The 20947-nt window shown below is 67.1% G+C and carries 19 protein-coding genes; 6 read left to right on the forward strand and 13 right to left on the reverse strand.

What is annotated here, in order from left to right:
- Positions 1 to 701: 701 nt before the first annotated feature.
- Positions 702 to 1550 (reverse strand): SDR family NAD(P)-dependent oxidoreductase, encoded by an 849-nt coding sequence (locus tag AB0C34_RS05770; RefSeq protein WP_357067781.1) that lies wholly within the window; start codon positions 1548 to 1550, stop codon positions 702 to 704.
- A gap of 54 nt (positions 1551 to 1604) precedes the next feature.
- Here AB0C34_RS05770 and AB0C34_RS05775 point away from each other — a divergent pair, with 54 nt between their 5' ends.
- The gene (locus tag AB0C34_RS05775; RefSeq protein ID WP_357067783.1) at positions 1605 to 2594 is read left to right on the forward strand and encodes an alpha/beta hydrolase; all 990 of its coding nucleotides are present in this window, start codon (positions 1605 to 1607) and stop codon (positions 2592 to 2594) included.
- 92 nt (positions 2595 to 2686) lie between these two features.
- Entirely contained in the window at positions 2687 to 2914 is a 228-nt protein-coding gene (locus AB0C34_RS05780; protein WP_357067785.1) for a hypothetical protein, read from the forward strand.
- 8 nt (positions 2915 to 2922) lie between these two features.
- Here AB0C34_RS05780 and AB0C34_RS05785 read toward each other — a convergent pair whose 3' ends face one another.
- The 7 genes from AB0C34_RS05785 to tkt all read right to left on the reverse strand — a co-directional run bounded on the left by AB0C34_RS05785 (position 2923) and on the right by tkt (position 12437).
- Positions 2923 to 3402: a hypothetical protein gene (locus AB0C34_RS05785; protein ID WP_357067787.1), complete on the reverse strand. Its 480-nt coding sequence runs from the start codon at positions 3400 to 3402 to the stop codon at positions 2923 to 2925.
- A gap of 48 nt (positions 3403 to 3450) precedes the next feature.
- Complete coding sequence (locus AB0C34_RS05790) at positions 3451 to 5778, reverse strand: thiamine pyrophosphate-dependent enzyme (RefSeq protein ID WP_357067789.1); 2328 nt, start codon at positions 5776 to 5778, stop codon at positions 3451 to 3453.
- Between the two features lie 139 nt (positions 5779 to 5917).
- The gene (gene pgl / locus AB0C34_RS05795; protein ID WP_357067791.1) at positions 5918 to 6673 is read right to left on the reverse strand and encodes a 6-phosphogluconolactonase; all 756 of its coding nucleotides are present in this window, start codon (positions 6671 to 6673) and stop codon (positions 5918 to 5920) included.
- The gene (gene opcA / locus AB0C34_RS05800; protein WP_357067793.1) at positions 6666 to 7574 is read right to left on the reverse strand and encodes a glucose-6-phosphate dehydrogenase assembly protein OpcA; all 909 of its coding nucleotides are present in this window, start codon (positions 7572 to 7574) and stop codon (positions 6666 to 6668) included. The genes pgl and opcA overlap by 8 nt, the downstream gene beginning before the upstream one ends.
- Complete coding sequence (gene zwf / locus AB0C34_RS05805; RefSeq protein ID WP_357067795.1) at positions 7571 to 9130, reverse strand: glucose-6-phosphate dehydrogenase; 1560 nt, start codon at positions 9128 to 9130, stop codon at positions 7571 to 7573. Before zwf ends, opcA begins: the two co-directional genes overlap by 4 nt.
- Positions 9131 to 9152: 22 nt before the next feature.
- Positions 9153 to 10289: a transaldolase gene (gene tal, locus AB0C34_RS05810; RefSeq protein WP_357067797.1), complete on the reverse strand. Its 1137-nt coding sequence runs from the start codon at positions 10287 to 10289 to the stop codon at positions 9153 to 9155.
- A 6-nt stretch (positions 10290 to 10295) separates the two neighbouring features.
- Entirely contained in the window at positions 10296 to 12437 is a 2142-nt protein-coding gene (gene tkt / locus AB0C34_RS05815) for a transketolase (protein ID WP_357067799.1), read from the reverse strand.
- A gap of 729 nt (positions 12438 to 13166) precedes the next feature.
- Between tkt and AB0C34_RS05820 the strand changes: the two genes are divergently transcribed.
- Positions 13167 to 14156 carry a heme o synthase gene (locus AB0C34_RS05820; protein ID WP_357067801.1) on the forward strand — a complete coding sequence of 330 codons (990 nt, stop codon included), beginning with the start codon at positions 13167 to 13169 and terminating at the stop codon, positions 14154 to 14156.
- Here the strand turns inward: AB0C34_RS05820 and AB0C34_RS05825 are convergent.
- A complete protein-coding gene (locus tag AB0C34_RS05825; protein ID WP_357067803.1) occupies positions 14149 to 15570 on the reverse strand; it encodes an FAD-dependent monooxygenase in 1422 nt (473 codons plus the stop codon). The genes AB0C34_RS05820 and AB0C34_RS05825 overlap by 8 nt on opposite strands.
- Positions 15571 to 15621: 51 nt before the next feature.
- Between AB0C34_RS05825 and AB0C34_RS05830 the strand changes: the two genes are divergently transcribed.
- Positions 15622 to 16257, forward strand: a complete 636-nt coding sequence (locus tag AB0C34_RS05830) for a TetR/AcrR family transcriptional regulator (RefSeq protein WP_357067805.1) — start codon at positions 15622 to 15624, stop codon at positions 16255 to 16257.
- A gap of 53 nt (positions 16258 to 16310) precedes the next feature.
- Here the strand turns inward: AB0C34_RS05830 and AB0C34_RS05835 are convergent, their stop codons facing one another.
- Complete coding sequence (locus tag AB0C34_RS05835; RefSeq protein ID WP_357068530.1) at positions 16311 to 17276, reverse strand: quinone oxidoreductase; 966 nt, start codon at positions 17274 to 17276, stop codon at positions 16311 to 16313.
- 61 nt (positions 17277 to 17337) lie between these two features.
- Here AB0C34_RS05835 and AB0C34_RS05840 point away from each other — a divergent pair, with 61 nt between their 5' ends.
- Together AB0C34_RS05840 and AB0C34_RS05845 are read left to right on the forward strand one after the other, a co-directional pair.
- Entirely contained in the window at positions 17338 to 17700 is a 363-nt protein-coding gene (locus tag AB0C34_RS05840) for a hypothetical protein (RefSeq protein WP_357067807.1), read from the forward strand.
- The gene (locus AB0C34_RS05845; protein ID WP_357067809.1) at positions 17693 to 18502 is read left to right on the forward strand and encodes a transporter substrate-binding domain-containing protein; all 810 of its coding nucleotides are present in this window, start codon (positions 17693 to 17695) and stop codon (positions 18500 to 18502) included. The genes AB0C34_RS05840 and AB0C34_RS05845 overlap by 8 nt, the downstream gene beginning before the upstream one ends.
- A 195-nt stretch (positions 18503 to 18697) precedes the next feature.
- On the opposite strand, the gene AB0C34_RS05850 is transcribed toward AB0C34_RS05845, so the two are convergent.
- From AB0C34_RS05850 to pip, 3 genes are all read right to left on the reverse strand, one after another.
- Entirely contained in the window at positions 18698 to 18937 is a 240-nt protein-coding gene (locus AB0C34_RS05850; RefSeq protein WP_357067811.1) for a hypothetical protein, read from the reverse strand.
- 22 nt (positions 18938 to 18959) lie between these two features.
- A complete protein-coding gene (locus tag AB0C34_RS05855) occupies positions 18960 to 19847 on the reverse strand; it encodes a universal stress protein (RefSeq protein WP_357067813.1) in 888 nt (295 codons plus the stop codon).
- Between the two features lie 114 nt (positions 19848 to 19961).
- The gene (gene pip / locus AB0C34_RS05860; RefSeq protein ID WP_357067815.1) at positions 19962 to 20945 is read right to left on the reverse strand and encodes a prolyl aminopeptidase; all 984 of its coding nucleotides are present in this window, start codon (positions 20943 to 20945) and stop codon (positions 19962 to 19964) included.
- Between the last annotated feature and the right edge of the window lie 2 nt (positions 20946 to 20947).

The following is a 20947-nucleotide window of genomic DNA, read 5'->3' on the forward strand; positions in this document are numbered from 1 at the left end:
CACCCGACACACGGAACCGATGATGTGCGCGCGAACGGCGGCAGCCCGAGTGACCGGGCGATCGCGCTGAAGGACTCACCCGCCCGCCACCGGCGCCACACCTTGTCCTGACGGGCAGCAGACATCCCGTAATCCCGCATCCAAACCTCCACACCGACATGTCATCCACGCGATGATGCAGTGATCCCTCGAGCCCAAGATCGTTCGCGAGACACCCTCGACAGGAGAGTGTTTCCGCAGGACCGGTCTGAAAAGACATGCCGCGCACGCGCCAAAGTAAACCTGTCGGGGGTTCGCGATACTTTCTGCGATGTGAGAATCGGCTACGGACGTGTATCGACCACCGGCCAAACCCCGACGGACAACGCGTCGCGCTCACCGCGGCGGTTGAGCATCAGATGTCCTCGATCTGGATAGAGGCGACAGCGAAGCACCACATGCCACTCGAGTACGGGCATCAGCGGTGATCCGCGCGGCGGCCAGGTCGGCGTAGAGCTGCTCGCGCCGCGTTTTCTTCTTCAGCGATGCTCACGCGGGGCGGCTGGGTCGACTTCGGTCCCGCGCCAGACGGTTGCGGCCTGGATAGCGGCGTTCTTGGCGGCCTCGGGCATCGTCAGTGCGGTGACGAGGTCGATCGCGGCGGACCTCGCGCACCAACACAATCGTGGCCTCGGCGTTCCTGGCGTTCGGCTGCGTCGAACTCATTCGGCGCGTGGAACACGTCCGTCGATGTCGGTGAAGCCGTAGTAATCGGCGAGATCCGCTACTCGCCAGGCCGATCCGGTACGAGCGCGGCGCCCCGGGTCGGTGGCCAGTGCGACGACCGCACGCCCGGGGAAGTGTGGCGTCTGCGCCTCGGCGAGATCGAATGTCCCTTCGCCGGGCAGCGTGATCAGTCGCCGCCCGTCGGCATCGGCCGGAACTGATTGCAGCAGTTCGGTATTCACTATGCCAGGCCATAGCGAGACGACGGTCACTTCGGTCCCGGCGAGGTCGTGCGCCAGGTCGGCGGTGAGCCGGTCGAGCGCGGCCTTGGCGACACCGTACACCGCGTTGTGCAGGTATCTCCGCGCGCCGGGAGAGGAGATGTTGATGATCAGCCCGGCCGATTCGATCAGTAGCTCGGCGGCGAAAAAGCTTGCCGTGTAGTGTGATCGGACGCCAACGTCGAAGGTCTCGTCCCATGCTGTCGGGGGAACCTCCCAGAAGCGCTTTCCGATCCTGCGGGCGGCGGCGGGGGAGTTGTAGACGTTGTTGACCAGCACGTCCAGCCTGCCGTGTTCGGTGCGGACCAGCTCGAACAGCCGCTGCACCGCGTCGTCGTCCCGGTGGTCGCAGACGAACGGGATGCCGACGCCGCCCGCAGCGGCGATCTCGGCGGCGGTTTCGTGCACGGTGCCCGGCAGCTGACCGGGTGTGACCGAACGTCCGGTGACGAACACCGTGGCACCTGCCGCACCCAGTTCCAGCGCGATTCCTTTGCCTATGCCGCGGCTGGCGCCGGTGACCACCGCGAGCTTGCCTTCGAGCCTGTCGGGTATTCCACTCACGAATCCTGGACATTACCGTGAAACAAGAACGCGTTCTATGTTACGGAGGCTGGAGTGGAGTTCGCGCAGCGGTTCGTGACGACGAACGGGATCCGCATGCACGTCGCCGAGCAGGGGGAAGGTGAGCCGGTGGTCTTCTGTCACGGATTCCCGCACACCTGGTACATCTGGCATCGCCAGCTTCCCGCAGTTGCCGCCGCGGGCTATCGCGCCATCGCCCCGGACCTGCGCGGCTACGGGCAGACCGACATCCCTGATGACCTCGAGGCCTACACGAACCGTGCGGTGTGTGCGGACCTGCTCGGTCTGCTCGACGACCTTGGAGCCGAACAAGCCGTGTTCGTCGGCCTGGATTTCGGCGCCGCCCTACTGTGGGAGTTGGCATTGCGGGCGCCGGAACGGGTGCGTGGCCTCATCGTCCTGAACAACCCGTTCACGCCGCGGCCACCACGCGCTCCCTCGCGGCTGTGGGCGAAGGCGGCCGCGCGACACTTCCTGCACCTGAACTACTTTCAGACCCCCGGAGTTGCCGATGCGGAGCTCGGCGCGTGCCCGCGCGACTTCCTCGCCCGGGTGTACTACGCGCTCAGCGCTGATTATCACTACCTGGACACCTGGCGCTTCCCGGCCGAGGGCACCGGATACCTCGACGTCCTTCCCGCGGCGCCCACCTTGCCGTGGCGCTGGCTGAGCATCGACGAGTTGGACACTCTGGCACGAGATTTCGAGCGCACCGGGTTTACCGGCGGATTGAACTGGTATCGCAGCCTGGACCGCAACTGGGAGCTGACCGCCGACTACGCCGGTGCCGAGGTCACGGTCGCGACGTACTTCCTGTACGGCGATCGGGATCCCGACATGGAGGGCTTCAGCGGCCGCGATCCGCTGGCAACAATGCGCGCGCACGTCCCCGGCCTCCGCGAGGTCACCGAGATCGCCGACGGGGGCCACCTCGTGCAGTTGGAGCGCGCCGCGGAGGTGAACGAGCTGATCACCGCGCATCTGCGGGATCTGCACACGCACCCCTTCGGTGCTCTGACCTGAGCTCAAAGAGATTCGGGCTCAGCGCTTGGCTCGACCAGATCGACGACGGACTCGCCACACTCGGCATCAAGGCGATCAGCGTTCGTACCTTCATGTACCACGCCCTGCCCTCCGCGCTGCCTCGGCCCAACATCCTGCCCGGTTACGGCGAATGGAGTCCTGAACAGTGCGCCGAAGCCCTGGTCCAATGGGAGTCGACCACATCGCGAGACCGTGCGGCGATCGACCATGAGGTGCTGGCCGCCATCGAATCCTGCATCGCATGGATTCGGGAAGCCCAAGTTCGCCCCGGTTGGGGCATCGCCGGCTTCTTCTTCTGAGGTGAGGTCTACCGGTATTTCTCGGCCAGTTTCGGGTAGTCGGACCAGCGAGGCAGGGGCCGGTAGTCGAGGTAGGCGGTGAGGCGGTCGAGCAGGTATTGCCAGCGCGGGCCGACGGCGCTCGCGTCGGCGGGGTAGAGATGACGGCGGGTCAATTCGACAGTGGTGACCACGCCGACCTGGGTCATGCTGGCCTCGAGCAGACAACCGTCGATGTGCACGACCAATTCGTGCGGCGCCCGGCAGTGGTCGACGCGCACGGCGATCGGGCCGGAGATCGGCCCGTCGAGCGGTTCGATGGTGAGGTTGCCGTTGCCGCCGACGACGGTACCGAACCAGCGCGCGAGCTGGCTTCGCTCGGTGGCCGCCGACCACACCTCCAGGACCGGCTTGCGGAAGGAACGCAGATAGTGCAGGAGCACTAGATCGCGGTCCCCGGTGCGATCATGCTCCGGCCGGACCTCTCCGAGCATGGACATCGTGGTCATCGCCGTGTCCTTTCGCTGCTGGTCACCGTCACCATGACGGTATTTCCACTATTCCTCGGTCGAATCGAATTCCCGGGAACCCCGTGCTCCGGCGTGCCGTCGGTGCGCACAGTCGACGTCTGCGAGAAGTTCACCCGCCGCGGTTTCGATCGCGCTCTCATCGAGCAGGACGGTGTCGGCGGCCGGGCCGAGCGGGACAAAACTGTCCTCGCTGGCGACCCGCGCGACCCGACCCGCGAAACCCGCATCGATCAGGGCCGTGCACACCGCCTCGGACACGCCGCCGGAGCGGCGGGTTTCGTCCGCGACGAGGACACGGCCGGTTGCGCGGGCGTGCCGAACCAGATCATCCACCGGCAGCGGCGCGAGCCAGCGCAAGTCGAGTACCCGCGCGTTGATGCCGCGCTCGGCGAGGCGGTGTGCGACGCGCAGGCACATCGGCACGCCATTGGCGAAGCTGACCAGGGTCAGATCGGCGCCGTCGCCGTAGACGCGAGCGCGCCCGATCTCGACGTGCTGGGCCGGGCGAGCGGGCGCGAGCCAGCCATCATCGCCGGGCCGGTACAGATCGCGGGTGTGATAGAGCGCGATCGGCTCCAGAAACAGGCACACTCGACCGTCCACCCGGGCCGCGGACACGCAGGTGCGCAGCATGGCCGCGGCATCGTCGGCGCGCGACGGTGACGCGAGGACCAGGCCGGGGATATCGCGCAGTGCGGCGATCGAGTTGTCGTTGTGGAAGTGGCCGCCGAAGCCCTTCTGGTAGGCGTACCCGGCGATCCGGACCACCATCGGGTTCCGGTAACGGCCATCGGAGAAGAACGACAAGGTGGCTGCTTCACCACGCACCTGGTCCGCGGCGTTGTGCAGGTAGGCGAGGTACTGGATTTCCGGGATCGGCACGAATCCGGCCAAACCTGCGCCGAGCGCGGTGCCGAGGACGCTCTGCTCGTCCAGCAGCGTGTCGAAGACGCGGCGCGCGCCGAACCGCTTTTGTAAGCCTTTCGTCACGCCGTACACGCCGCCCTTGCGGCCGACGTCCTCGCCGAAAACGAGTACGTCCTGATCGCGGGTCAGCAGGTCCGTGAGCGTGAGATTGATCGACTGGGCGAGAGTCGTCGGATCGCCCGGCGTCGCCGGGTGGGGCACACCGTGCGTAGTCGCGGTGACCGGTGGCCTAACCCGCCCGGTATCCGCGGTTGCCGACTGTCCATTGCCGGAGAGCGCGGCGATCCGTAGTACGTCGGCACGTACCAGGGCAGGGCGGAGTGGCCCGATCGGAGCGGTCACCGCCGCCGTGGAGGTGAGTTTCGGTGCACACCAGACCTTTTCGGCCATCGCATCGACCTGGCGGCCGAGGTCGTCGTAGCGCTCCACCACTTCGGCGGGTGTCGCGGCGCCAGAGGCGACCAGCAGTCGTGCGGTCGCGAGTACCGGGTCGCGCAGCACATCGGCGGCGATGTCGGCCGGCCGGCGATAGGCGGCCTCCACATCCGAACCCGCGTGGCCCAGCAGGCGTACGGTCTGTAGCCGCAGGAACGCGGGCTCGCGGCGATCCCGGACCCACTCGGCGGCGGTGGCAGCGGTCGTCAGCGCGTCGCGAGGATCGCATCCGTCCGCGCTGAAGTACGCCAGGCCGGGCCGGTGGCCGTATGCCTGTTCGATCCAGTCCGGCGGCGTCGGCACGCTGATCCCGATGCCGTTGTCCTCACAGACGAACAGAATCGGCATCGGAATTCCTTGGTGGGCGGTGTGCACGGCGGTGTTGATCGCACCGGTCGCAGTCGAGTGGTTCGCGGACGCGTCGCCGAAGCTGCACAGCACCACCGAATCCGACGGCCACGGTGCGGGTACCCCCAGGCGCGCCGCACGATCGACCGCGAATGCCAGCCCCACCGCACGCGGGAGGTGCGAGGCGATCGTGGAGGTCTGCGGGATGATGTTCGCTGCCGCGCTGCCGAAGACCTTGTGCCGCCCACCGGAAATGGGATCCGCCGCCGCGGCGACCACCCCGAGCAATACGTCCCGGATCGGGTCGAGGTTGGGCACGTTCCGGGCGCGATGCGCGAAGAACGCGCCCGACCGATAGTGCAGCAAGGCGGGATCAGTAGTGCGCAGGGCAGCGGCCAGCGCCGCGTTGCCCTCATGGCCGGAGGATCCGATGCTGTAGTACCCGCGCCGGGAACTGCCGAGGCGGCGCGCCGCGAGATCGAGATGCCGGCTCGTCGCCTGCGCGGCGAACAGCTCCAGGCATGTTGCGCCGGTGATTGTGCTACCCGGCTCGATCGGCTGACTCGTCGGACGCTCCGGCCGCGGGGTGAGCGCCGAGATCTCGATGCGGAACTGCTCGTCCAGATCTGTTGCCTGATCGGTCATCGAACGATCATCCCGTAACTGTGCCGGTCGGATGACGTATCCGACCGAGTAGTTCCGGTAGTTGACGAAGACTTGGACAAATGTCGATTCCTGCTATGCGGGTGAGGTGCGGGCCGCGGCGGGCATCGGCCCCACACGATCAACGCAATGCGGTCCTCGCCTCCTGGTCCACCAACCACGTGGTGGAATCGATGCCGGTGGCGCCCGCCGCCGGAATGTCCACCGGGTCCGCGCCGCCGACGGCCGCGGCGACGGCCTCGGCCTTGGCCGCGCCGGCCACCACCAGCACCACATGGCGGGCGCGACGGATGGCGGGCAGGGTCAGCGTCACCCGGACCGGCGGTGGCTTCGGCGAATCCGTCACGGCGACAACGAGTTCGTGCTTCTCGCGCACCGCATCGGTGTGTGGGAACAGCGAGTTCACATGTCCCTCGCCGCCCATGCCGAGCAGATGCAGGTCGAACGCGCCGTGCTCGGCAAGATAGGCCTGCACGACCGTCGAATACTCGGCGGCGGCCTCCACCGGGTCCGGGTATTCACCGTCGGACGCTGCTACCGGATGCACCCGCGCCGGGTCCACCGGTACGTGGTCGAGCAGCGCCTGTCGGGACTGCAGATCGTTGCGCTCCGGATCGCCCGCGGGGACGAATCGCTCGTCGCCCCAGAACACATCGAGCCGGGACCAGTCGATGTCGCCGGGCGACTTACGCACCCGCTCGAGCAGTCCGATGCCGGTGCCGCCGCCGGTCAGCACCACCGACGCCGAACCACGCTCCGCCTGAGCTGCGACGACGACCGCGACGAACCGGACCGCCGCAGCGGCGACCAGCGCGTCGCTGTCGGCGTGCACCTCGACGGTGTCACCGGGGAATGTCGAATCGGTGTGGTCACTCATAACTCACCTTCTCGATTCCGGCCAGTGCCTCCGCGTAGATCTCATCGGCATCCAGTCTGCGCAGTTCCTCGGCGAGGCAGTCGCGAGTCTCCCTGCGCGCCAGCGCGATCCGCTGGTCCGGTTCGCCGGTTCGGGTGAGCGTCGCGGTGCGGCCGGTCTGCGGCCGCTCGAGCGCGATCGCGGCCGATGCGCGGTGCACCTCCACGCGTAGCGCACCCGAGCGGCGTACCACCGGGCAGCCGAGCCGGCCGGCCAGCCAGCCAGCCAGCATGTCCAGCGCGGGCTCGTCGCGCAGCCCGGACACCAGCACCGACTCCACCGGCTCGAACGGCGGTTCGTCCAGCGCAGCGGCCAGCAACGCGCGCCAGTACGTGATCCGGCTCCAGGCCAGATCGGTATCTCCGCTCGCGTAGGAGGCCAGTCGCCCCTTGATCGTCGCCTGCGGATCGGCGGCGAATGTGGCGTCGGTGATGCGACGGGTCGCCAGGCGCCCCACCGAGTCCTTGGACGGAAATTCCGGGGCCCCGCGCGGCCACCAGGCGACCACCGGCGTATCCGGCAGCAGGAACGGGATGACAACACTGCTTTCGTGGTTGACCAACTCGCCCCGCAGCCGAAGCACGATCACCTCGGCCGCTCCCGCGTCGCCGCCCACGCGGATCTGCGCGTCCAGCCGAGTCGGGGCGTCCCGGTCGCAGCGCGCGAGCACCACCACACGACAGGGATGCTCGCGGCTGGCATCGTTCGCGGCGTCGATCGCGTCCTCGGCCTCAGAGCTGTCCAGCGTGCACACGACCAAGGTGAGTACCCGGCCCATGGTGGTCACGCCGTTGCTCTCCCGCAACTGCACCAGGCGCTTCGTGACCTCACCGGTCGTGGTGGCAGGCATGTCGACGATCATGGCCGCCGCCATTCCCGCCCGGTGCGGGCGAGCATCTCGTCAGCGGAATGCGGCCCCCAGGCACCCGCCTCGTACTGCTCGGGTTTACCGTCGGCTGCCCAGTGCTCGAGCACCGGATCCAGGATGCGCCAAGACAACTCGACCTCCGCATTCACCGGGAAAAGTGAGGGCACCCCGAGCAATACGTCGAGGATCAGACGCTCGTAGGCCTCGGGGGAGGACTCGGTGAACGCCTCGCCGTAACTGAAATCCATATTCACGTCGCGCACTTCCATACCGGAGCCCGGCACCTTCGAGCCGAACCGCGTGGTGATGCCTTCATCCGGCTGTACCCGGATGACCAGCGCGTTCTGCCCCAGTTCCGCGGTCATGGTCTGGTCGAACGGCAGATGTGGGGCCCGCTTGAAGATGACCGCGATCTCGGTCACCCTGCGACCCAACCGCTTTCCGGTGCGCAGGAAGAACGGCACGCCGGCCCAGCGCCGGGTGTTGACCTCGAGCGAGATCGCGGCGTAGGTCTCGGTCCGCGACTCCGGGTCGAACCCCGCCTCGTCCAGCAGGCCGACAACGTGCTCGCCGCCCTGCCACCCTTCCGCGTACTGTCCACGCGCGGTGGTCTCATCGAGTGGCTCGATGAGCTTGGTCGCCGAGAGCACCTTGATCTTCTCGGTCTGCAGTTGCTTGGGTTCGAAGCTGATCGGCTCCTCCATCGCGGTGAGCGCGAGCAACTGCAGGAGATGGTTCTGGATCACGTCACGCGCCGCGCCGATGCCGTCGTAATAGCCTGCGCGACCACCCAACCCGATGTCTTCGGCCATCGTGATCTGCACGTGGTCGACGTAGTTGGCATTCCAGATCGGGTCGTACAGTTGGTTGGCGAAGCGCAGCGCAAGGATGTTCTGCACCGTCTCCTTGCCGAGGTAGTGGTCGATGCGGAACACGGTCTCCTCCGGGAAAACCCGGTTGACCAGTGCATTGAGCTCCTGGGCGCTGTGCAGGTCGTGCCCGAACGGCTTCTCGATCACCACCCGCCGCCAGGGCTTGCGGCCCGCTTCGTCGGTGCCTGTCGGCTGCGCCAGCCCATGCTCGGAAAGCTGATCGAGCACCAGGGGGAACATATTCGGCGGGATCGACAGGTAGAAGCCGTGGTTGCCGCCGGTGCCGCGTTCCTTGTCCAGGGTTGCCAAGGTGTCGGCAAGGTTGGCGAAAGCGGCGTCGTCGTCGAAGCTGCCCTGCACGAAGCGAATTCCCTCGGCGAGGTGGTCCCAGACCTCCTGACGGAAGGGGGTGCGCGCGTGCGCCTTCACCGCGTCGAGGACGTGCCCGGCGAATTCGTCATCGTCGTAATCGCGGCGAGCGAAGCCGACCAGCCCGAAACCCGGGGGCAGCAGCCCCCGGTTCGCCAGGTCGTAGATGGCCGGTATCAGCTTCTTGCGGGACAGGTCACCAGTGACTCCGAAGATCACCACACTGCACGGACCCGCGATGCGCGGGAGCCTTTTGTCCCGCTTGTCACGAAGCGGGTTTTGCCGGGAAATCGCGGCTGGTTTGCCCATGGCGGCAGTGCCGACCACCGGATCAGCTGTTCCCGGTCGAAGCCGAGTTCAATTCCTCAGCCGTAGCGGAAAGCAGCTCCTCCCAGGACTTCTCGAACTTGTCCACACCCTCGCGCTCGAGGACCGCGAACACGTCGTCCAGGTCGATGCCGAGCGCCTCGAGCTGGTCGAAGACCTTTTTGGCGGCCGCGGCGGTGCCGACGACAGCATCCCCGCGGCTCTCGCCGTGATCGGCCACGGCCTCGAGGGTCTTCTCCGGCATCGTATTGACCGTATTCGGTGCGACCAGCTCGGTGACGTACAGGGTATCGGGGTAGTCCGGGTTCTTGACACCGGTCGAAGCCCACAGCGGCCGTTGCCGATTCGCGCCGGAGGCGGCCAGGTTCACGTAGGTGGAGGTGTGCTCGCCGCCGTCGAACACATCCTGGTACTCGGCGTAGGCCAAGCGGGCGTTGGCGACACCGGCCTTCCCGCGCAGCGCGAGCGCCTCCTTGGTGCCGATCGCCTCCAGCCGCTTGTCGATCTCGGTGTCCACTCGGGACACGAAGAACGACGCGACCGAATGGATTTTGGCCGGATCGTGCCCGGCGGCCTTCGCCTTCTTCACACCCTCCAGGTACGCGCCCATGACCGCCCGGTAGCGCTTGACCGAGAAGATCAGCGTGACGTTCACGCTGATGCCCTCCCCGAGCACCGCGGTGATCGCCGGCAGGCCTTCCTCGGTGGCCGGGATCTTGATGAACAGATTGGGCCGGTCGACGATCTTCCACAGTTCGACAGCCTGTGCGGTGGTCTTCTCCGCATCGAACGCCAGACGAGGGTCGACCTCGATCGAGACCCGGCCGTCCACGCCTCCGGTCGCTTCGAACACCGGGGCGAATACGTCACACGCTGCTCGGACGTCGTCGGTGGTGATGGTGCGGATCGCGGCGTCGGCGTCAGCACCTCGGGCGGCGAGCTCGCTCACCTGGCTGTCGTAGTCGTGTCCCTGGCTCAGCGCACCGTGGAAGATCGTCGGGTTGGTGGTGACCCCGACAACGCTTCGGGTGGCGATCAGGTCGGCCAGGTTGCCGGACTGGATCCGGTTCCTGGACAGGTCATCGAGCCACACGGATACTCCCGCCGCGGCGAGGGCGGCGAGATTTTCGTTCTGTGCCATGAGCGCTTATCCCTTCACGTTCTCGAGCGTGCGCTGCGCGGCGGCAACGACGGCTTCCGGTGTGAATCCGAATTCGCGGAACAGAGTCTTGTGATCGGCGGAGGCGCCGAAGTGCTCGATCGACACGATCTCCCCCGCGTCACCGGCGAACCGGTGCCACGGCATCGCGATACCGGCCTCGACGACGACCCGGGCGGCGACCGCGGGCGGGAGCACCTCGTCCCGGTAAGCCTTGTCCTGCGCGTCGAACCACTCCACACACGGCATCGACACCACACGAGTTCCGATGCCCTGCTCCTCCAGCGTAGTGCGGGCGGCCACGGCGAGTTGGAGTTCCGATCCGGTAGCGATCAAGAGCACCTGCGGGGTGCCGGTGGACGCCTCGGCCAGGATGTAGCCGCCCTTCGACACGCCTTCGTAGCTGGTGCCCTCCTGGATCGGCAGCTCCTGGCGGGTCAGCGCCAACGCCGAAGGGCCGTCTTGATGCGGCAGCTCGGAGACCGAGAAGTGCGAGGAGTGCTCACTGCTGTCGCGTTCGAGAATGGTGCGCCACGCGTAGGTGGTCTCGTTGGCGTCGCCAGGACGGACCACATTCAAACCGGGGATGGCGCGCAACGCGGCCAAGTGCTCGATCGGCTGGTGCGTCGGACCGTCCTCGCCGAGGCCGATCGAGTCGTGTGTCCAGACGTAGATCGCGGGGACCCGCATCAGCGCGGCCAGCCGCACCGCCGGACGCATGTAGTCGCTGAACACCAGGAAGGTGCCGCCATAGGGCCGGGTCGGGCCGTGCAGCGCGATCCCGTTGAGGATGGCGCCCATCGCGTGCTCGCGGACCCCGAAGTGCAGCGTCCGGCCGTACGGGTTGGCCTTCCACATCCCCGTCGAGATCGACTCGGGGCCGAAGCTCGGCTCGCCGGGCATGGTGGTGTTGTTGGACTCGGCGAGGTCGGCCGAACCGCCCCACAGCTCCGGCAGCACCGGCGCGAGCGCGGCCAAGACCTTGCCGGACGCCTTGCGCGTGGCCATACCCTTCGGATCTGCTTCGTAGGTCGGCAGATTCGTCGCCCAGTTCTTCGGAAGTCGTCGCTCGGTGAGGCGATCGAACAGCGCCTTGTTCGCCGGGCTCGCCACGGCCCACGCGTCGAACGACTGCTGCCATTGCTGGTGCGCGGCCCGGCCTCGCTCGATGGCCGCGCGTGTGTGCGCGATGACCGCGTCGTCCACCTGGAAGCTCTGCTCCGGATCGAACCCGAGGATCTTCTTGACGGCGGCCACCTCGTCGGCGCCGAGCGCCGCGCCGTGCGCCGCCCCGGTGTTCATCTTGTGCGGGGCCGGGTAGCCGATGATGGTGCGCAGCACGATGATCGAAGGCTTGCCGGACTCCGCCTTGGCGGCGGCCAGCGCGGCCTCGATCGCGACGACGTCCTCGCCGCCCTCGACCACCTGCACGTGCCAGCCATAAGCCTCATACCGCTTGGCGACGTCCTCGGTGAAGGCGATGGTGGTGTCGTCCTCGATGGAGATCTTGTTGTCGTCGTAGATCACGACGAGATTGGCCAGCTGCTGGGTGCCCGCCAGGGACGACGCCTCGGACGTGACGCCCTCCTCGAGGTCGCCGTCGGAGGCGATCACGTAGATGAAGTGGTCGAACGGGCTGGTGCCCGGCGCGGCGTCCGGGTCGAACAACCCGCGCTCGCGCCGCGCCGCCATCGCCATACCGACGGCCGAGGCCAGGCCCTGGCCGAGCGGGCCGGTGGTGATCTCGATGCCGTCGGTGTGCCGGAATTCCGGGTGGCCCGGGGTGAGCGAACCCCACTTGCGCAAGTGCTCCAGATCGACCAGTTCCAGACCGAAACCGGCCAGATACAGTTGGATGTACTGAGTGAGGCTGGAGTGACCGCACGACAGCACGAACCGGTCCCGGCCCACCCAGCTGGGATCGCTGGGGTCGATGCGCATCGTGCGCTGGTAGAGCGTGTACGCCAGCGGCGCCAAACTCATCGCGGTACCAGGATGACCGTTCCCGGTGTTCTGCACCGCCTCCGCGGCAAGCACCCGAATGGTGTCGACGGCCTTGGTGTCCAGATCCGTCCAGTCGTCCGGGTAGTTCGGCTGAGTGAGGGCGCGGATGTCGTCTGTGATCGACACGACCGAGGTTCTCCTGACATTGGTTTCGTCGACGGCGGATGGGTTTCAGATGGCGATGAACGCGCACCAGCTACGGCATGCGAACCGGTTTCCCCATCTACCCTAGATGTGCTCGTTGACCGGCACAGCGCTAACCCTGTGTGTGTTGGATTCGCGGCGCGTGTTCGATTGGCGGCGTTCGATCGGTAGCACCTTCGGCGCCGCGGGTTGGCGGCTCCTGTGGCTCGCGTCCGAGCGACCGAGACTTGCGCCTGCGGCGCGTGCGCTTCGGCCGCTCGGACGCGAGCCGGGCCACGAACGGCGCTCGATGGCCTCGCGCGTTGGTGGCACGTGGGGTGGGAGGGTGCTTGATGGGGCTTGTAGTCAGTGCAGGTTGCGCAGGAGGTCGCGTCATTCGTGGCAGGCGGTGGCTTCATGCGGAGGGGCTGCGGAGTGTTCGGGGTGCGTATGGAGGGGATGGTGGCAGGTGGTCTACGGCTTCGAGCGAGGGTGGTCTGGACTGTCCGGAACAGCTGGTCTCGTCGGTCGCATGACGGCGGGGTTGCGCGGGGCGAGGGGAGGGGCGGGGCTGGCGGGGGTCTACCATCCTCTGTAGTAGTAGCCGCGCGGTACCGGGTCGGAGCGGGTGCTGGGGCGGACGAAGGTCCGGTACCGGCGCATCCATACCATTCGGTAGCGGCGCGCTACTGGTCTATGCCGGATGCGATGCACAGCGTGCGAGGAGAGACAGTGCGGATTGGGCAACAGCCGGGTGGTGATGGCGCACACGGCTCCTCCGCGACGACGCTGACGGACCGATTCACCGGATCGGGCCTACCGTCCCGACTGATCCGGCGGGTGTTGGCGTACATCGCGCTGACCAAGCCCCGCGTGATCGAACTGTTGCTGGTCGCCACCATCCCGACCATGCTGCTGGCCGAACGAGGCACGGTCGACATCCGGTTGATCCTGGCCACGCTGTTCGGCGGCTGGATGGGCGCCGCCAGCGCGAACACCCTGAACTGTGTCGCCGACGCGGACATCGACAAGGTCATGAAGCGCACCGCCAAGCGGCCGCTGGCCAGGGACGCCGTGCCGACCAGAAATGCCTTCGTGTTCGGCGTGGTGCTGGGTGTCGGCTCGTTCGGCTGGCTGTGGTGGCAGGCCAATCTGCTCAGCGGCCTGCTCGTCGTCGCGACGATCCTGTTCTACGTCTTCGTGTACACGCTCGGCCTCAAGCGCCGCACCTCGCAGAATGTGGTGTGGGGCGGCGCGGCGGGCTGCATGCCCGCGCTGGTCGGCTGGTCGGCGGTCACCGGAGGCATTGGCTGGCCGGCCATCGCACTGTTCGGCGTCATCTTCTTCTGGACGCCGCCGCATACCTGGGCGCTGGCCATGCGCTACAAGGAGGACTACCGCGCGGCGGGCGTGCCGATGCTGCCCGTGGTCGCCACCGAGAAGACGGTCACGAAGCAGATCGTCGTGTACACCTGGCTGACCGTGCTCGCCACGCTGGCCCTCGTCCCCGCGACCGGTGCGGTGTACGCGGCCGTCGCGCTGGTGGCCGGGGCGTGGTTCCTGCTCATGGCCCACCAGCTGTACGCCGGTGTACGGCGCGGTGAATCGGTGAAGCCGCTGCGGCTGTTCCTGCAGTCGAACAATTATCTGGCCGTGGTGTTCTGCGGTCTCGCGGTGGACTCGGTGCTCGGTTGGGACACCATCGGCAGCGTCGTCAGCTGATCGCGCCGAGGTAGCCGTCCGGTCGGACGAGAACCTGGGCGCCGTCGGTCGCGGCGTAGGCGGCGTACGCATACCCGTCCACGTCTACCACGTGCGGTCCTGCCACCTGTGTTCCCGGACGGACCACCGTATGCGCTCGAACCCCCTGTGCTGCCACGGCGGTTACGCCGAATGCGAGCAGCGTCGCGTGCGGTCCTCGAAACAGGTCGAACAGCCGAACCGGCCGTCCCGCGTCGTCTTCCAGCGGCGCGTCCGGCGCACGATCTCCCACGGCCGGCGTTTCGGGTGCGGCGGGATCGCGGTAACTGATGTCCAACTGCTGGGTTTCCGGTCCGCGCTGCATCGCGTCTTCGTCACCGTCGACGAGCTTGTCCAGCAGGTCGGAGCTCAGCCCCAGCACCCGGGCGGCAACCGCCCTGCGCTCGGATTCGTAGCTGTCGAGCAATGTGTCGTCGCCGGAGAGGGCGGCGGCCAACTTCCAGCCGAGGTTGTAGCCATCCTGGATGCCCGTGTTCATGCCTTGGCCGCCGGTGGGCGGATGCGCGTGCGCTGCGTCACCGGCAAGGAAGACGCGCACGTCCCGGAATCGTCGCGCGAGACGAACATTCGGCCGCCACACCGTGACCCAGGTCAGGTCGGTGAGGGTGATGTCCTCGCGTCCGGAGTAGTGGCTCAGGTAGTTCTGCAGTAATTCGAGGCTCGGCTGCGTCTCGCCCGTGAACGGTGCGGCGAACTGGAACTGATGTCCACCGGGCAACGGGGACAATGCGATTCCCTCCATCGGCCGGTCCGCGGCGGCGAACCAGTAGCCGAACTCGTGGTCGAGCGCGTCGGCTCGTACGTCGCCGAGCAGCATCCGGATCGACTCATCGGTACTGCCCTCGAAGGGGATTCCGAGCGTAGTGCGTACGGCGCTTTTGCCGCCGTCTGCGCCGATCAGATAGGTGACGCGCACAGTCTCGCCCGCGCCAGCTCGTGCCAACATCGCGGTGACACCGCTATCGTCCTGGTCGAAGTCGACGAGTGTGGTGCCGAGTTCGACCTGCACGCCGAACTCGGCGAGCCGATCACGCAGGATGCCCTCCGTTCCGGACTGGCCGAGCACCCACGGGTTCGGGTACGGGACGGTGGGCATGGGCTCGATCGGCTCCCACATTCTGCGCGCGGTGACGAACGTGCCGTCGAGGTGGATTCGCATCTCCGGCATCGGCATCCCGGCGGCGTGCACCGCGTCGAGGATGCCCAGGTCGTCGAATACTTCCAGGGTTCGTGGCTGGATGCCGTCCCCCCGGGAACTCGCGAAGAATTCTGCGGCCTTGTCGACGATTCGCACCGGGATGTTTCGGCGGGCGAGATCGAGAGCGAGGGTGAGGCCGGTAGGGCCGGCGCCCACGACGAGGACGGGCTGTGACACGGGGCACTACTGATGAAATTCAATTCAGTGAATATGTGTTCAGTATCGGTCTTGGTAACTTTCCCTGTCAAGGAGGTGGTGCCGGTGTCCCGGAGTCGCAAGGAGAAGGCTGCCGAGACCGAGCAGGCGCTCAAGGACGCGGCGTTGCGGTTGTTCGCCGAGCGTGGCTACCTGAACACCAAGATCACCGACATCACGACGACCGCCGGGCGGGCGGCGGGGTCGTTCTACAACCACTTCGCGAGCAAGGAGGAACTACTCCAGGCGCTACTGAACGATCTGGCCGCCGCGGGTGACGAGAGTGCCGAGGCGCGTGGTCACAATCCGGACTTCAGTGATCCGGCGGCGGTGCGGTATCACGTCGCGGGATACTGGACCTTCGCGCGCCAGCACGCGGCTGCGCTGCGTGCGGTGAATCAGGCGGCGCTGGTCAACGAAAATTTCGCCGGTATGGTCGCACGTTTCGGCAGGCAGCAGCGCACCGACATCGCCGACCATGTGACAGGCTTCGCCGACCAGGGTCTACGCCTGCCCAGTACGCCCGACGCCAGCTTGGCGATGATGTTTCTGCTCACGCAGAGTCTGCTGACAGCGATCGAGGATGGCACCGTCGACCTGACCGACGAACAGGCCGTGGATGGTCTGACCCGGTTCGTCTACCGCGGACTCACCGGGCGAGATTTCTGATCGGCGGTGGGCGATCCACCCGAATCGCCCACCGCCGTACTCGCTGCCCCGGCTCAGGGGAGTAGAACGATGGAACCCGTGGTCTTGCGGCCCTCCAGGTCGCGATGTGCCTGCTCGGCTCGGGCGAGTGGGTAGGTCGCGCCGATCCGGATGTTCAGCGTGCCGTCGGCGATGGCCGCGAGCACATCACCCGCGCGCCAGGTGAGTTCGGCGCGGTCGCGAATGTAGTGCGCGAGGGTGGGGCGCGTGATGAAGAGCGAACCGGCCAGGCCGAGACGTTGCGGGTCGAAGGGCGGTACCGGTCCACTGGCACCGCCGAACAGAGCGAGCATGCCGCGCACGCGCAACGAGGCCAGACTCGATTCGAAGGTCGCGGTGCCGACGCCGTCGTAAACCGCGGCCACACCGACGCCGTCGGTGAGTTTGCGCACCTGCTCGGCGAGATGCTCGCCGTAACGCAGTACCTCTGCGGCGCCTGCCGCCCGGGACAGCGCCTCCTTGTCGTCCGAAGACGTCGTTGTGATCACCCGGACCCCGCGCGCGGTGAGCAGCTGGGTCAGGATCAGCCCGACACCGCCTGCCCCCGCGTGCACGAGCACCGTTTCCCCTGGCGCCGGTTTGTAGATCGACTCGATCAGATAGTGCGCGGTCATTCCTTGCAGCAACGCCGACGCGGCCACCGGCGGATCGACGCCGTCCGGCACCGCGAGCGCATCTTGGGCGTTCACCGCCACCTTCTGCGCGTAACTACCCGGTGCGGCCGCCCACGCGACCCGGTCACCGACCGCGAACTCGGTCACATTCGCGCCGACCTCGGTGACCACGCCGGTGCCCTCGGCACCCGGGATGTAAGGGACATCCTGCGGGTAACGTCCGCTGCGGATGTAGGTATCGATGAAGTTGACGCCGATCGCCTGCGAATCGACCAGCAGTTGGTCGGGCCCGATCTGCGCATCGGGTACCTCCACGTAGTTCAGGACCTCTGGACCACCGTGTTCGGAAACCTGAATAGCGTGCATGAGCTTCAGTTGTACACCCAAAGGGGCGGACCGCTCCCTACCGGTCGGTAAACTGCCTGCCATGAGTGTTCGAACCGCCACCACCCCAGTGAGACTGTCGGCGGCCCTGATCGACTCGGTCAAGGGTTTCGTCGCCGACCACGGCGGATCCGCGACGGCGGTACTCCAACCGCTCGGCCGCATCGGCGTCCGGGTCACCCTGGTGGGGGCGGACGGGATCCTGGGTGACCGTGTTGTCGACAACGTGGAGACTGCCCAAGAACTGGTCGCCGTCGTCGACGGACTGACCGAAGCCGATGAGTGGGATCGCGAACTCACCTCGATCGTCACCCCGCGCCAAGGGCACTGGGCCAAGATGGCGGGATGGGTTGCCCGACAAACCCGTTTCCCCACCGCACGCAACGAGAACTCCAGCCGTGCCTAGTCGGATCACTCGGCTGTCTCGCCGAATCGCCGCAGTGTTGGCGGCCGGAGGGACAGCCCTTGTCGCAGTAGCGTTTCCGGCGATCGCGCAGCCGGGCAGCGGTGTGATTACGGCGGTGCGTGCCTGTACACCGGGGGACTATCCGCCGTACTCGATCGGTGACGGTGCCGGAAACTACCGCGGCGTCGACATCGAACTCGCTCGCGGATTCGCCGCTGCACTCGGCCGTCCGATCGAATTCGTCCCCGTGACCTGGGCGACGCTGAAGACGGATTTCGTCGAGCGAAACTGCGATATCGCGATCGGTGGCATCTCCGATCAGGCGTCGCGCCGTGCCTTCGCCGATTTCTCGATCACCTACGGGACCGACGGCAAGGCCCCGATCACCCGCCGATCGAACGGTGCCGCCTACTCGTCCATCGAGGAGATAAACCGTCCCGGCGTACGGGTGATCGCGAATCGTGGTGGGACGAACGAGGAATTCGCACGCACGAACTTCCCGCAGGCGCGGCTCACGTTGTGGCCCGACAATCTGACCATCTTCGGTGAGATCGAACAGGGTCGGGCCGATGTGTTCGTCACCGACGCGGTCGAGGGCCGCTACCGAGTTCGTCAGCACCCGGACCTGCAGGTGCTGCACCCTGAGACGCCCTACGACTCATTCGGCAAAGTGCTGCTGGTTCGAAGGAACGATCTGGTTGCGGCCACCGCGCTCAACGCCTACTTGGCGACCCAACTCGCCACCGGTGCGGTGGACCGGCTGTTCGACCAGTGGATCGGGCCGACCGCCTCCGCCGACTGAGCGTGTTCCCTGCCGTCGGCAGTGTGGGTGCGCCGCCGATGTCCGCACCGACCAGAAATGCCGGTACGACTTCGCTCGGCGTGCTCTCAGGTGCTGGTCGGCTCGGCTCCGGCCGGCACATCGCTGGCTGACCAGCGTCCGTACGCCGATGGATTCGCGAATTCGTCGTGGTGCTGTGCGGTCGGCTCCGCGACGTCAGTTGTCGCCGGGATGATTTCGCAGGCGGTCGACGCCCCAGTACACCAGCCCGCCGGCGATGGTCAGGTAGAGGACACCCGCTGCGATCACCATGATGCCGTAATCGATTGCCCAGCTCGGGATTCTGACGACCGACAACAGCGCGGCGACCATCATCACGAGGCCGAGACCGATCGAGATCGGCGCGAGTGGCGCGAGTTCGGCGTCATGATCGGAGGGGGATAGATGCTCACTCATGATGATTGGTCCTGTTCGAGGTTCACGGTTCGCGGCAGACGACCACCGGGCATGGCGCATGGTGTAGCAGGTTCTGGCTGGTCGAGCCGATCAGAAGTCCGGTGAGGCGGTTGTGCCCCCGGCTGCCGGTCAGCACGGCCTGCGCCCGCTCGGCGTACTCGAGCAATGCGCGCGCGGGCGGGCTCTTCTGGACGACCTTGGTTACGGTGACGTCCGGGTACTTCTCGCTCCATCCGGCTACGCGCTCGGACAGTAGTTCTCGTTCCTGCTCGGCCAGCGTGGCCCAGGCGTCGGGCACCGGTGTCCATTGCAGCAGGTCGGGGTCGTTCCAGGCGTGCAGTGCGAGCACCCCGACGCGGAGTATCGACGCCAACTCGAATGCCGCACCGACTGCGGCCGAGCTACCGGGGCTCCCATCGACGCCGACCAGGACGGGCCGGTGGTCCGGCAGCGGCCGATCGGTCGCTCCACGCCACACGGTCACCGGGGAGGTCGCTTTGTTCGCGACCATGAGCGCGGTGGACCCGAGCAAGAGTGTGCTGAGCCGGTCACCGAGGTCGGCGGCGACCACGATCATGCGCGCGGTGACGCTGTGCTCGATCAGGATGCGTGCAGGAATGCCGTCCTCGACGACTTGGTGGACCTCGACCTGCGGCTGATCGCGGTGCACGGCCGCGAATGCCGCCTCGATTTTGTGCTTCGCAGCGGTCCGAAAGTCAGAAAGCATCAGAGTGGTCTCCGCCAGCGCCGACGCGGTCAGCGGATGGTCGAACGCGGGGGCGACGCTGAGTAGCACCAGCGGAACGCGCTCACGATCCGCCAGGGCCGCTGCCCATCGTGCTGCGGCCAGCGCCGTGGCGGTGCCGTCGATTCCGACGACGATCGCCTGGTACTCCGCTCGGGTGCTCATCTGGTCTCCGGTTGATCGCTTCGACTGTGCCCTCCACATTCGCAGGCGGACCGAACGGGACAACGGGGTCGCTGGGCACCGATGGCAGGGACCTAAGGCCTCATCTCCCGCACACTATCGGGCAAATCGGGCGATGGCCCGGAGGATGGCAGTGCGCATGGCCGGGCTGCCCGTATGTCCGGAATCCTCGATGACCTGCAGTTCTGCGTCGGGCCATGCCTCGGCCAGCTGCCATGCGGTGTACAGCGGGCCGCTCAGGTCGAGCCTGCCGTGGATCAGCACACCGGGGATGCCCGCCAGCCGGTGCGCGTCGCGCAGCAGTTGCCCGTCCGCCAGCCATGCGGCGTTGGCGAAGTAATGCGTGCAGATCCGCGCGAAGGCCAGCCGTGCGGCGTCCGGTTTTGCGCTGTATTGCCCTGTGCTGCCGAGGTTTTCGTGCGCGATGACGGCGTCCTCCCAGGCGCACCACCGCTGTGTCGCCAGCTCGCGGATCGCCGGGTCGGGACTCTCGAGCAGGCGGCGATAGGCTTCGACGAGATCGCCGTCGCGGTCGGCCGCGCAAACGCCGTCGCGGAAGGTTTCCCATTGTTCGGGCAGCAGTCGCGCGACGCCGCGATAGAGCCAGTCGATCTCTTCGGGCCTGGTCGTCGTCACGCTGACGAGCACGATCTCGCTGACCCGGTCCGGGTGGCGTTCGGCGTAGGCGAGGATCAGCGTAGCGCCCCAGGAACCGCCGTAGAGCAGCCATCGGTCGATCGCGAGGTGCTCGCGGAGCCGTTCCATGTCAGCGATCAGGTGGTCGGTGGTGTTGTGCGCCATGTCGACCTCGGGGTCGGCGGCATGTGGCAGGCTTTCCCCGCAGCCGCGTTGATCGAACAGGACGATCCGGTAGGCCGCCGGGTCGAACGACCTTCGCGCGCCGCGTTTTCCTCCGCCGCCGGGACCGCCGTGCACGACCAGCGCTGGTTTACCCTGCGGGTCGCCGCTCGTCTCCCAGTAGATTCGCTGGTCGTCTCCGACGTCGAGCAGCCCATGGGCATACGGCTCAACAGCGGGAAAGGGTTCGGGAGCTTCCGATTTCGGATCAGGCGTCCGCACGA

Source organism: Nocardia sp. NPDC049220, assembly GCF_040647855.1.
Classification (GTDB): domain Bacteria; phylum Actinomycetota; class Actinomycetes; order Mycobacteriales; family Mycobacteriaceae; genus Nocardia.

Excerpts from the sequence above, each read along its gene's own strand:
- AB0C34_RS05780 (WP_357067785.1), top strand. The coding sequence starts at position 2,687 with ATGTACCACGCCCTGCCCTCCGCGCTGCCTCGGCCCAACATCCTGCCC.
- AB0C34_RS05785 (WP_357067787.1), bottom strand. The coding sequence starts at position 3,402 with ATGACCACGATGTCCATGCTCGGAGAGGTCCGGCCGGAGCATGATCGC.
- AB0C34_RS05790 (WP_357067789.1), bottom strand. The coding sequence starts at position 5,778 with ATGACCGATCAGGCAACAGATCTGGACGAGCAGTTCCGCATCGAGATC.
- pgl (WP_357067791.1), bottom strand. The coding sequence starts at position 6,673 with ATGAGTGACCACACCGATTCGACATTCCCCGGTGACACCGTCGAGGTG.
- opcA (WP_357067793.1), bottom strand. The coding sequence starts at position 7,574 with ATGATCGTCGACATGCCTGCCACCACGACCGGTGAGGTCACGAAGCGC.
- zwf (WP_357067795.1), bottom strand. The coding sequence starts at position 9,130 with ATGGGCAAACCAGCCGCGATTTCCCGGCAAAACCCGCTTCGTGACAAG.
- tal (WP_357067797.1), bottom strand. The coding sequence starts at position 10,289 with ATGGCACAGAACGAAAATCTCGCCGCCCTCGCCGCGGCGGGAGTATCC.
- AB0C34_RS05835 (WP_357068530.1), bottom strand. The coding sequence starts at position 17,276 with ATGCACGCTATTCAGGTTTCCGAACACGGTGGTCCAGAGGTCCTGAAC.
- AB0C34_RS05840 (WP_357067807.1), top strand. The coding sequence starts at position 17,338 with ATGAGTGTTCGAACCGCCACCACCCCAGTGAGACTGTCGGCGGCCCTG.
- AB0C34_RS05850 (WP_357067811.1), bottom strand. The coding sequence starts at position 18,937 with ATGAGTGAGCATCTATCCCCCTCCGATCATGACGCCGAACTCGCGCCA.
- AB0C34_RS05855 (WP_357067813.1), bottom strand. The coding sequence starts at position 19,847 with ATGAGCACCCGAGCGGAGTACCAGGCGATCGTCGTCGGAATCGACGGC.